Here is an 11,448-nt window from a genome sequence, read left to right as displayed (position 1 = left end):
GTTTTTTATTGTTTTTAGATATACATTTAGATAAGAAATGAAGAAAAGACATTCCAGTTAAGTTTCTGATCTATTGTCATTTGATTGAATAATCAAAATGATTAAAAAATAATTCTGAACTTGTTATATTGATTTAAAGTATAAATGCTATATTAAAAAAGGTTTTATTGACCTGGGTAGGGTAGAGCCATGAGTAATCAGATATTCATACAGCAGACTTTTGATGGTCCGGTGGATATTGTTGGTGATATTCATGGTGAGATTGATGCGCTACAACAATTGTTAGAAGTATTGGGCTACGATCTGCAAGGTCGTCATCCTGAACAGCGTAAACTGATTTTTGTCGGGGATCTGTGTGATCGTGGACCAGACAGTATCGCTGTCATCAGACAGGTTAAAACCTTAATAGAAAATGGCAATGCGCAATGCATTCTGGGTAATCATGAAATCAACTTGTTAACCGATACGCTACGGGAAGGTAATGGCTGGTTTTTTGGTTCACCGCATCAGGATGATCTCAAAACTTTTGATTCAGTTCAGGCTTCAATTCAGGATCGTGCATGGATTCTAGAATTTCTAAACAGCCTGCCTTTGGCTCTAGATTCACCCCATTTAAGAATTGTGCATGCTTGCTGGGATACGCAGGCAATTCAACAATTGAAATCTGTTCCTTTTAATTCAATCAGACAGGCTTATGATTATTTTGTTCTGAAAAATGAGCTTGAGTTGCAAACTTTAGGCTTTGATGAATATATCCAGAGTGAACAGCAGCAATACCAAGGACAATTCAAGGATCCAGCAGCTAGCATTCCCTTATTAAAATATATCGCTGAGAAAGAGTTACGCGACCAGATGCAAAATCCGATTCGTACCTTAAGCTCAGGCGCAGAGAAAATTGCGCAACGTCCAGTCTATGCAGGGGGACGCTGGCGCATGATTGATCGTTTACCATGGTGGGAGTGTTATACAGATACGATACCTGTCGTGATTGGCCATTATTGGCGAAACTTTAAAACCACTGAAGAAAAATCCGGTCTGTTTAAGCATATTGATGCCCTGCAATGGTTTGGACAGCAGCAGAATGTATTCTGTGTCGACTATTCAGTAGGCAGTCGTTATCGTGACCGACAGCAACAGGCTGAGTATGCTTATCATCTTGGGGCTTTAAGACTGCCTGAAAATCTGGTGATTTTTGAAGATGGCCAGCAGTATTTCACTCAAAAAATGACGTAAAAAAAGCAGCCACGAAGACTGCTTTTTTAATGAAATTAGCGGATCATTCCACTTCTACAATTTCAAAATCGTGGGTGATTTCGACACCACCATCAGACAGCATTTTGCTGGCAGAGCAGTATTTCTCAGCAGAAAGCTCTACCGCTTTAGCGACTTGTTTCTCTTTGATGCCTTTACCGCTGACCACAAAGTGTAGATGGATTTTGGTAAATACTGCAGGAATTTTATCGGCGCGTTCTGCTTTTAATTCACAGCGAACATCAGTAATTTCCTGACGTGCTTTCTTTAAAATTGTCACAATGTCAAAAGAAGCACAACCGCCCAGACCGGTTAAAATCAGTTCCATTGGGCGAGGACCACGGTTTTCACCGCCATATTCAGGTGAACCATCCATGATGATACTGTGACCACTTTGAGTTTTTGCTTCAAAAGCAACATTCTCTAGCCAATGAACACTCGTTTGCATTGCAACTACCTAAAAAAAGCTATAAATTTACGAAGTAACTGTACACTAACATAAATTGGGTTGATAAGGAATTTCAATCCCACTGTGTGACAAGTTCACATTAGGTCTTGTGCGATCTATAAATTATCCATATTCGGAACTGTAAGCATGACTTCAAACTTTTCACAATTAAGCACAGACGCACTTTCGCCGGGGCAACTACCTGTATCAGTGAAAGCGTTATTAAAACGTGCATATATCAATCGCTATCCAAAACGTACCACGATCGTGGATGCAGGGTCAGAATCTAAATCTCTGTATTTAATTCTGAAGGGGTCTGTGTCTATCATTCTTCGTGAAGATGATGAACGTGAGATTGTGGTAGCTTATTTAAATGCGGGAGACTTCTTTGGGGAAATGGGTCTTTTCGAAGCAAATCCACAGCGTACTGCGGAAGTGCGTACTCGTGATGTCTGTGAAATTGCTGAAATTACCTATGAAAACTTTCATGAAATTAGCAAACAATATCCAGACCTTAGCTATGCAGTTTTTGCTCAGCTGGTTCGCCGTCTGAAAAATACCACACGTAAAGTGACTGACCTGGCATTTATTGATGTGTCTGGTCGTATCGCGCGTTGTCTGATTGACCTGTCATCTCAGCCAGAAGCGATGATCTTGCCAAATGGTCGTCAAATCCGTATTACCCGTCAGGAAATCGGCCGTATTGTAGGCTGTTCACGTGAAATGGTCGGTCGTGTTCTAAAAACTCTAGAAGAACAGGGCATGATTGAAACCGATGGTAAGGCGATTCTGATTTTTGATGCATCGCTGGAAGAACCTGAAGTACTGGGTGCTGGCGAGTTCGAAGACGAATAAGCCAAAAGCACGATAAAAAGCAAATCTTCGGGTTTGCTTTTTTTATTCCTGTTTAAAAATTTCAGCCTGATTCAGAATATAACAAATTGGCACAAGCTTGTTAGAAAAGATGATTTAAGTCCGTCTTATAATTCCGATAGGCTATAGCACACTTGCTCTTGATAAATAACAGATAAACTTAAAGGACATTTTTATGCAATTCAGACCATTGGCGGATACGGGAATCTTATTGCCAGAAATCTGTTTGGGCACCATGACTTTTGGTGAGCAAAATACTCAGCAAGAGGCTTTTCAGCAATTAGACTATGCCTTGGATCAAGGTTTATATTTCTGGGATACCGCAGAAATGTATCCAGTGCCACCTAAGGCAGAAACGCAGGGTGCAACTGAACGCATTATTGGTAACTGGATTGCTTCACGCGGTGGTCGTGACAAACTGTTTTTAGCTTCGAAAATTGCGGGTCCGTCACAAGGTGGGAGCCATATCCGTGATGGTCAGACTAAGTTCGTGGCTTCGGAAATTGCATCAGCAATTGATAATTCATTGTCACGTTTGCAAACTGATTATATCGATCTGTACCAATTGCACTGGCCACAGCGTGCGACTAATTTCTTTGGCAAGCTGGGTTATGGCAATGCAGAAGCTGCAGATGATCGTGCCGTAACGAATCTGGAAGAAACCCTGACGGCTTTGCATGACGAAATTAAGAAAGGTCGTATCCGTTATATTGGCCTGTCGAATGAAACCCCTTGGGGCACCATGAAGTTCCTGCATCTGGCAGAGAAACTGGGACTGTCCAAATTTGTTAGCGTGCAAAATCCATATAGCCTACTGAATCGTACTTATGAAATTGGCATGTCGGAAATTGCCAAATATGAAGGTGTGGGTTTGTTGGCTTATTCTCCACTGGCATTCGGTTATCTGACTGGTAAATTCCGCAATGGTGCACGTCCAGCCAATGCACGTGTGACTTTATTCTCTCGTTTTAGCCGATATAGCAATCCGGAAAGCGAGTGGACCGTCGAGCAATATGCACAACTGGCTGAGCAGCATGGCCTGACATTAACCCAGTTGTCACTGGCTTTCATTAAACAGCAGTTCTTCGTGACCAGTACCATTATCGGTGCGACCAATCTGGATCAGCTCAAAGAAAACATTCAGGCGTTTGACGTGAATCTGTCTGAAGAAGTCTTGCAGGGCATTGAAGTGATTCACCGTCAGCAGCCCAATCCGGCACCATAATCGTTTAAGTGTTCTCTTTAAATGCCCTCCAAGTGAGGGTATTTATTGTTTCAATAAAGGATCAAATTTAATGATAAACAATATAACAAGAAAAGGATAAAGGCAGCATAATCAAAACAAGATTCATCAATAGAATTTGACAAAAATGAATAATGAAACGGATATTTCTAAATCCCAAGTATTAGCTATAGCAATATTCAATCTCGCTGAACAGTTGCAATTGCAAGAATTTGAGCTCGCATTAGTTCTGGATCTATCTAAAGCAGAATTATCGTCAATCATAAATCAAAAAGAATTAGAGCCAGATACTACCGCAGGTAAAAGAGCAATAACTTTAATCAATATCTATCAGGCATTATTTAGTCTGACTGGTGGAGACTTGAGCTGGATGCGCCAGTTTATCAATTCGCCTAACAAGCTTTTGGATGAGCAAACGCCAAGATCCTTGATACAAACAGAACATGGTTTGAGTGCAGTATTGCGATTACTAGGACGCTTGCAACCGCACTAGAGGTCTTTCTCTATTTTCTACCTAGCCGAAAAATAGCAGAGTCAATTAAATCAGATATTAATTATTGATCTTCACTTTAAAAATTCTACTTTCGCTCACTTGAAATATTTTCCTGGAATACCAATATTAATACTGATAACTCTGTCCATTATTAAATTAAGTTTTTGAAAAATAAATAAAAAAATTATTTGAAATTTTATTTCCAGCACCCATATATCTATCAAGTAGAAAATTTGTTGTGAGGAATAACAAGAATGCGTTTTGAGAAATTTACCAATCGCTTACAGCAAACCCTTTCCGATGCGCAATCTCTGGCAATGAGCAAGGATCATGCTGCCATTGAAGGGATTCACATCTTGTCCACCTTGATGGAAGAAGCATCGAATGTGAGCTTGCTGCAACAGGCTGGGGCGAACCTGCGTGAACTGCAAAGCAAAGTACAAACTGCGCTAAATAATGTAGCTACGCTCGGCAATCCCTCTGCCGATATCAATATCAGTCAGGAAGCCGCTAAAGCCCTGCATCTTGCGGACAGTTATGCACAGAAAGCAGGAGATGAGTTCCTGTCCACTGACTGGGTATTACTGGCACTTGCAGAAACGGGTGCCACCAAAACCTTATTAAATAGTGTTGGCGTAAAAACTGAAAATTTACGACAGGTTATTAATCAAATTCGAGGCGATGAAAAAGTCATGAGCAATAATCATGAAGATCAACGGGACTCACTGAATAAATATACGATTGATTTAACTGAACGTGCCATGGCAGGCAAACTTGACCCGGTGATTGGTCGTGATGATGAAATCCGTCGTACGATTCAGGTGCTGTCACGCCGTACCAAAAACAACCCGGTACTGATCGGTGAACCGGGTGTCGGTAAAACTGCGATTGTCGAAGGTCTGGCACAACGTATTGTCAATGGTGAAGTTCCAGAAGGCCTGAAAGGCAAACGCGTTCTGTCACTGGACTTGGGTTCATTGTTAGCTGGTGCCAAATATCGTGGTGAGTTCGAGGAACGTCTAAAAGCTGTTCTGAAAGATCTGGCTAAACATGAAGGCGAAATCATCCTGTTCATTGACGAGCTGCATACATTGGTCGGTGCCGGTAAGGGTGATGGTGCTATGGATGCGGGTAACATGCTGAAACCTGCATTAGCGCGCGGTGAATTACGCTGTGTCGGTGCAACGACTCTGGATGAATACCGTCAGTACATTGAAAAAGATGCAGCCTTAGAGCGTCGTTTCCAGAAAGTGCTGGTGGATGAACCAAGCGTGGAAGACACCATTGCGATCCTGCGTGGTCTGAAAGACCGTTATGCGACTCACCATGGTGTGCAGATTCTGGACTCAGCAATTATTGCTGCGGCGAAAATGTCACATCGTTACATCACTGACCGTCAATTGCCGGATAAAGCCATTGACCTGATTGATGAAGCAGCATCCCGTATCAAAATGGAGCTGGATTCTAAACCTGAAGCACTGGATAAACTCGAACGCCGTCTGATTCAGCTGAAGATGCAGCTTGAAGCAGTGAAAAAAGATGCAGATTCTGGTGCGCAGGGCGAAGTGAAACACCTGGAAGAGCAGATTGCCACTGTAGAGAAAGAGTACAGCGAACTGGAAGAAATCTGGCGTGCCGATAAAGCGCTGGTAGCAGGCAACAAAGACATTCAGGTGAAACTGGATCAGGCTCGCATTGCTCTGGAAAAAGCCCAGCGTGAAGGTGATCTGGCTGAAGCAGCACGTTATCAGTATGGTGTAATTCCGGAGCTGCAAAAACAGCTGGAACGTATTGAAGCGGCTGAAGAAAGCGAAGCACCAAAACTGCTACGTGACAAAGTCACTGACAATGAGATCGCTGAAGTAGTCAGTGCTGCGACCGGTATTCCGGTAGCGAAAATGCTGCAAGGTGAACGTGATAAACTGCTGCATATGGAAGAATTCCTACACAATCGTGTTGTTGGTCAGGAAGAAGCCGTAGTGGCTGTATCTAATGCTGTGCGCCGTTCACGTGCCGGCTTGTCTGATCCAAACCGTCCAAGTGGTTCATTCCTGTTCTTAGGCCCAACAGGTGTGGGTAAAACAGAATTGACCAAAGCCTTGGCGAACTTCCTGTTCGACAGTGACGATGCCATGATCCGAATTGACATGTCCGAATTTATGGAAAAACATTCGGTGAGCCGCTTGGTCGGTGCACCTCCGGGCTATGTCGGTTATGAAGAAGGTGGTGTGCTGACTGAAGCGGTGCGCCGTAAACCATATAGCGTAGTGTTATTCGATGAGGTCGAAAAAGCGCATCCGGATGTATTTAACATTCTGCTGCAAGTGCTGGACGATGGTCGTCTGACCGACTCACAAGGCCGTGTGGTGGATTTTAAAAATACCGTGATTGTGATGACTTCGAACTTGGGTTCACAAGATGTCCGTGAGCTGGGTGATCAAGCAACTCGTGAAGAAGTCCGTACAGTGGTGATGAATGCGGTATCGGAACATTTCCGTCCAGAGTTTATCAACCGTATTGACGAGCTGGTGGTGTTCCATGCACTGGAAAAAGACCAGATCCGTGGTATTGCTGATATCCAGTTGAACCGCTTGCGTCAACGTCTGGCAGAACGCGATATGCGTCTGTCTGTGGATGACAGTGCTTTCGATCAGTTAATCGAAGCTGGTTTCGATCCGTTGTATGGTGCGCGTCCATTAAAACGTGCGATCCAGCAACGTATTGAAAATGGCTTGGCACAAAGCATCCTGGCAGGTGAGTTTGGTCCTGGTGATACTATCGTCGTTCGTGGTGAAAGCGGCGAACTGGTCTTTGAAAAATTGAAACTCAGCTAATACCAGTTTTCCTCGCAACAAAAAACCCAGCCTAGGCTGGGTTTTTCTTTATCTTATATTCACACCTTACATTTTTGGATGAGTGATTTTCCAGGCACGGTGAATTTTTTGATTACGCTTGAAGTCTGGACCAATGGTTTCATGCGTGATTTCTTCCACGTCGTATAAACCTTCAATCATTTCATCCATTTCGAAACCACGATAGTTATTCGAGAAATACAAAGTACCGTCAGTGGTTAAACGGTTCATGGCACGCTTCAGCAAAGAGACATGGTCACGCTGAACGTCGAAAGTCCCGTAGAATTTTTTCGAGTTAGAGAATGTCGGTGGATCGATAAAGATCAGGTCATATTGTTCATGACCTTCTTTCAGCCATTCGAAACAGTCAGAGGCGAAGAACTGATGTTGCTGATCGGCATGGTCTACAGTCAGGCCATTTAGCACAAAGTTCTCTTTTGACCAGTTCAAATAAGTATTAGACAAATCCACGCTGGTGGTACTCGCTGCACCACCTAAAGCTGCATGTAAGCTCGCGGTAGAGGTGTAGCTGTAGAGATTCAGGAAGTGCTTACCTTTGGCTTCTTTGGCAATACGCAAACGCATCTGACGGTGATCCAGGAACAACCCGGTATCTAGATAATCCGTTAAGTTCACCAGAATCTTGGCTTGACCTTCCTGCACGATAAAACGTTTAGACGCGGTACTTTGTTTGGTGTACTGGTTTTTACCTTCCTGACGGGCACGGGTCTTGATAAAGATCGCATCACGGCCCAAACCGGTCACGGCACGAATCGCCTGTAGAGCCAAATTGAAACGTTTTTTTGCTTTTTCAGGATCGATTTTTTTTGGTGGGGCATATTCCTGAACATGCAGACGTTCGCCGTATAGATCAACGGCTACGTTAAAGTCCGGCAAGTCCGCATCATACAAACGCAGGCAGTGAATATTTTCTTTTACTGCCCATTTTTTCAGGGTTTGCATATTCTTGGTCAGACGGTTAGCAAATTCCATCGCACCTTCAATCGGCTCGAATTGTTGCGGCTGCCAGCTTTCCAGGAAAGGACGTGTGACTGCTGCTGGTTTTACAGTACCGAAACGGATATAGATTGGCAGTTTACCGTTCATCAAACGCAGAATTTGTGGATCATTGAACGCCAAGACATCGGCTTGTTCCACCTGAGCAGCAATGACTGCCGCTTTTTGATTCGGGAAATTCTTTTGTAGCAGGTTAGACAGACCCAGATACAAGGCACGGTTAGAGGCTTTATCACCTAAACGCTCACCGTACGGTGGATTGGTGACGAAGAACACTTTCTTGCCTTCAGCCTGGAAATCTGGCCAGTCATTCAAAGTACGCTCTTCGATCTTGATCTGGTCAAGGGCTGATTCAAAACCTGCCGCAATAATATTCTGTTTAGTGGCTTTCACCGCTTCCCAGTCTGCATCGAACGCATAGAATTTTGGTAATGGGTTTTCTAGCGCAGCTTTATGGCGTTCAGCCGCTTCAGCTTTAATACCCATCCATAATTCATGGTCATGACCATTCCAACCATTAAATCCGAAACGACGCACCAGACCCGGGGCACGGTCAGTCAGAATCATCAGTGATTCAATAATAAACGTCCCTGAACCACACATTGGATCAACCACAATATCCGGGTTGATGTCTTTCAGGCCGCCTTTTTGCAGGATCGCAGCCGCCAGATTTTCCTTGATTGGTGCTTCAGTCATAAAGCGGCGATAGCCACGTTTATGCAGTGAATCACCAGATAAATCTAAACAATAAGTATGTTCTTTTTTACCGGCCAGAATGTACATAGTAATTTCTGGCTGTTTGGTATCAATACTTGGACGCTTGCCCACAGCTTCCATAAAGGAATCGACGACGCCATCTTTGGCACGTAGAGTTGCAAACTGGGTGTTGACCTTAATATCACGTTCAACATGCAGACGAATTGCGAAGGTGCTTTGTGGTGCAAAAATCAGTGACCAGTCGAAGCTCATCGCACCTTCATAAAGCTCTTCTGCAACATCACGCGCATCGTGGGAGAATTCGATTTCATGCGTATGAATTGGCATCAGGACACGAGAAGCCAGACGAGACCACATACAGATGCGGTAAGCATTTTCAAGCGTGCCTTTGAAGGTCAGACGACCCGGGAAACGTTCAATATCCTGAACACCTAAACCTTTGATTTCTTCTTCTAATAAGGTTTCCAGACCATCGGCACAGGTGACCCAATAATTGCTTAAACGTGAAGAGGTATTCATAAAATAGAGAGACCGGAAAAGAATAAATAAAAAACTGCGCTCAGTTTAGCGTATTTTGCCTGTTAAAGCTTTGGAAATTTTTTAAAATCGAGCACATGCAGCCTAGTGTTATTCATCCTAAAAAGCGCTAAATGTTGACTTAAAAAGCAAACTGAAAATTTACGAGATATGTAAGACTATACAATACCAATAAGGTGGATTTTTAATTAAATCTTTTATTTTACAGAGGTATATGTAGTAGGTATTAAAACTAATTCGCAATCTAGCTCTTCAATTGCGACCATGTTGTATGTGTAATTTAGAAAGATAAATAATCGGATTAATAATGTGATGGATCTGATACAGGGTCGTTTATATACACCTCATGGCAACAGCATTACTCTAAAAGTAAAAGCTAAAATTTGGTCATTCATGTTAAGTGATCGAGACTAAGAATTGACTAGCTAGACGAGGAGTGAATCTAAAACAAAAAAGACACTGATCTAATATTGCTCGGGGTAGATCAATTTTCATTCATCTCAATTTATAACTCACATAACTTATTTAGTAATTTTGGTACGTTTATTGCTCTATCTAATATCAATGAAGCTGTAATGCTGAGGGGAATCATTACAGCTTCATCTTTATTCTTAATTATTATTTCGGAGGGGCTTAGATGTTGGATCTTCAATTACGCAGGAATGAGGCATTTTCAATCGCTACCTTGATCTACGCACGTTTAAGACGAGTAACTGGACGAGTAATTGATGCCATGTATCTTGCAGAAAATATCCACTATGCAAAGCATGTGATTGGGCTGGCAGAGCAGACTGAAGATCCTGAGTTATTGCATCTGGTCAACCGCTTAAAAACCACTCTGGATTTATCGTCATTTTCAGAACTGCAGGCTGAAGAACAGGCGGAAAAGGAACTGATTTCTGTAGAACCAAGTGAAGAAGATATCTATCGCGCACAGGTTTCACATCATTATATTGGCGCATTGCGCTAATTGGGGGGATTGGGTGTGGATGCTCCAGACTGAAGCACTCATGTTTAAATGAAAAAACAAGCATATAAGACCTCTTGCGAAAGTAAAAAAACGTTTATACTCGTCCCATGAAATATGAAAATTTGACTAAATTTAATGATGGGGAATTTAAACGGCTTGTTGGAGTCCCTCGCCCATTATTCTTAAAAATGGTATCAGTGTTACAACACGCTGAGCTTGCCAAGAAAAAATCTGGAAGACCTCATTCGTTGTGTTTAGAGGATCAATTGTTGTTAACTTTAAATTACTTACGCTGTTATAGAACCCAAATTGAGTTATCCGCCGACTATAACCTAGCTGAAAGTAATGTGAATCGTACGATTCAGAAAGTTGAAAATGCTCTGATTCAATCACGGATTTTCGCATTGCCGAAAAGGAATCAAAAGTTTAATGAGAAGGATGATGTAATCGTTGATGTTACTGAGTCACAGATTGAGCGTCCCAAAAAAACAAAGAAAATTCTATAGCGGTAAAAAGAAGAAACATACCTTTAAAACACAGGTGATTTTTAATCCAAAGTTAAATCAGATCGTGAGTATCCAGGTAAGAAGTGGAAGGGTTCATGATCTAAGCATTGCCCGTAAATATGCTAAAGAATTTGCTAATTTTACATGTGTCATGGCAGATTTAGCATATAAAGGCTTTAAAGAAATTAAGAGTAAGCTACTCATACCAATAAAGAAACCTAAAAATATGAAATTATCCAAAGAAGCCAAGCGGATCAATAAGGAGATAAGTCGTCGTAGGATTCCAATTGAGCATATTAATTCAAAACTCAAAGCATTTCGTATTCTAGGGGAGCGTTATAGAAATAGGCGTAAACGATTTGGTTTAAGAATGAATTTAATAGCGGGAATGGTGAATTGGATGCTCATAAATTAACTTTCGCAAGAGATCTATAGATAAACAGGTTAAATTATCTTATTGAAAAAATGCATGGGAATTTAAATTTCCATTCTTATTACTGAGATGGTTTTTGTACAACTGAGCTCTTTATCAACTATAAAG

At 42.1% G+C, this 11,448-nt stretch carries 9 protein-coding genes; 7 read left to right on the top strand and 2 right to left on the bottom strand.

What is annotated here, in order from left to right; translation table 11 throughout:
• Positions 1-189 precede the first annotated feature (189 nt).
• Complete coding sequence (locus C3F22_RS08500; protein WP_104426296.1) at positions 190-1,233, top strand: metallophosphoesterase; 1,044 nt, start codon at positions 190-192, stop codon at positions 1,231-1,233.
• Positions 1,234-1,276: 43 nt separating this feature from the next.
• Here C3F22_RS08500 and C3F22_RS08495 read toward each other — a convergent pair whose 3' ends face one another.
• On the bottom strand, positions 1,277-1,699 hold the full coding sequence (locus C3F22_RS08495; protein WP_104426295.1) for an OsmC family protein: 423 nt from the start codon (positions 1,697-1,699) through the stop codon (positions 1,277-1,279).
• Between the two features lie 147 nt (positions 1,700-1,846).
• Here C3F22_RS08495 and crp point away from each other — a divergent pair, with 147 nt between their 5' ends.
• The 4 genes from crp to clpB all read left to right on the top strand — a co-directional run bounded on the left by crp (position 1,847) and on the right by clpB (position 7,142).
• A complete protein-coding gene (crp, locus tag C3F22_RS08490) occupies positions 1,847-2,554 on the top strand; it encodes a cAMP-activated global transcriptional regulator CRP (RefSeq protein WP_104426294.1) in 708 nt (235 codons plus the stop codon).
• Positions 2,555-2,747: 193 nt separating this feature from the next.
• Positions 2,748-3,797, top strand: coding sequence for an NADP(H)-dependent aldo-keto reductase (locus tag C3F22_RS08485; RefSeq protein ID WP_104426293.1), 1,050 nt, complete (start codon positions 2,748-2,750; stop codon positions 3,795-3,797).
• Between the two features lie 145 nt (positions 3,798-3,942).
• The gene (locus tag C3F22_RS08480) at positions 3,943-4,308 is read left to right on the top strand and encodes an MbcA/ParS/Xre antitoxin family protein (protein ID WP_005235031.1); all 366 of its coding nucleotides are present in this window, start codon (positions 3,943-3,945) and stop codon (positions 4,306-4,308) included.
• Positions 4,309-4,562: 254 nt separating this feature from the next.
• Positions 4,563-7,142 (top strand): ATP-dependent chaperone ClpB, encoded by a 2,580-nt coding sequence (gene clpB / locus C3F22_RS08475; protein WP_104426292.1) that lies wholly within the window; start codon positions 4,563-4,565, stop codon positions 7,140-7,142.
• Positions 7,143-7,208: 66 nt separating this feature from the next.
• On the opposite strand, the gene rlmKL is transcribed toward clpB, so the two are convergent.
• Complete coding sequence (gene rlmKL, locus C3F22_RS08470; RefSeq protein WP_005235042.1) at positions 7,209-9,413, bottom strand: bifunctional 23S rRNA (guanine(2069)-N(7))-methyltransferase RlmK/23S rRNA (guanine(2445)-N(2))-methyltransferase RlmL; 2,205 nt, start codon at positions 9,411-9,413, stop codon at positions 7,209-7,211.
• 655 nt (positions 9,414-10,068) lie between these two features.
• Between rlmKL and C3F22_RS08465 the strand changes: the two genes are divergently transcribed.
• A complete protein-coding gene (locus tag C3F22_RS08465) occupies positions 10,069-10,401 on the top strand; it encodes a hypothetical protein (protein WP_034170006.1) in 333 nt (110 codons plus the stop codon).
• A 107-nt stretch (positions 10,402-10,508) separates the two neighbouring features.
• Positions 10,509-11,322 (top strand): IS5 family transposase gene (locus C3F22_RS08460; RefSeq protein WP_104426291.1). Its coding sequence is split into 2 segments (ribosomal slippage): positions 10,509-10,895 and positions 10,897-11,322, totalling 813 coding nucleotides; the frame shifts between segments, so codons are not numbered across the junction.
• The last annotated feature ends 126 nt before the right edge of the window (positions 11,323-11,448 follow it).

Origin of the sequence: Acinetobacter sp. ACNIH1, from assembly GCF_002934695.1 — a bacterium.
GTDB classification, from domain to species: Bacteria; Pseudomonadota; Gammaproteobacteria; order Pseudomonadales; family Moraxellaceae; genus Acinetobacter; species Acinetobacter variabilis.
The sequence above is the reverse complement of the archived record's forward strand: the minus strand, read 5'-3'. Positions and strand labels throughout refer to the sequence as shown.

Bases quoted from the DNA above. Each gene is read 5' to 3' on its own strand.
- clpB (WP_104426292.1), top strand. From the start codon at position 4,563: ATGCGTTTTGAGAAATTTACCAATCGCTTACAGCAAACCCTTTCCGAT.
- C3F22_RS08465 (WP_034170006.1), top strand. From the start codon at position 10,069: ATGTTGGATCTTCAATTACGCAGGAATGAGGCATTTTCAATCGCTACC.
- C3F22_RS08485 (WP_104426293.1), top strand. From the start codon at position 2,748: ATGCAATTCAGACCATTGGCGGATACGGGAATCTTATTGCCAGAAATC.
- crp (WP_104426294.1), top strand. From the start codon at position 1,847: ATGACTTCAAACTTTTCACAATTAAGCACAGACGCACTTTCGCCGGGG.
- C3F22_RS08480 (WP_005235031.1), top strand. From the start codon at position 3,943: ATGAATAATGAAACGGATATTTCTAAATCCCAAGTATTAGCTATAGCA.
- C3F22_RS08500 (WP_104426296.1), top strand. From the start codon at position 190: ATGAGTAATCAGATATTCATACAGCAGACTTTTGATGGTCCGGTGGAT.
- rlmKL (WP_005235042.1), bottom strand. From the start codon at position 9,413: ATGAATACCTCTTCACGTTTAAGCAATTATTGGGTCACCTGTGCCGAT.
- C3F22_RS08495 (WP_104426295.1), bottom strand. From the start codon at position 1,699: ATGCAAACGAGTGTTCATTGGCTAGAGAATGTTGCTTTTGAAGCAAAA.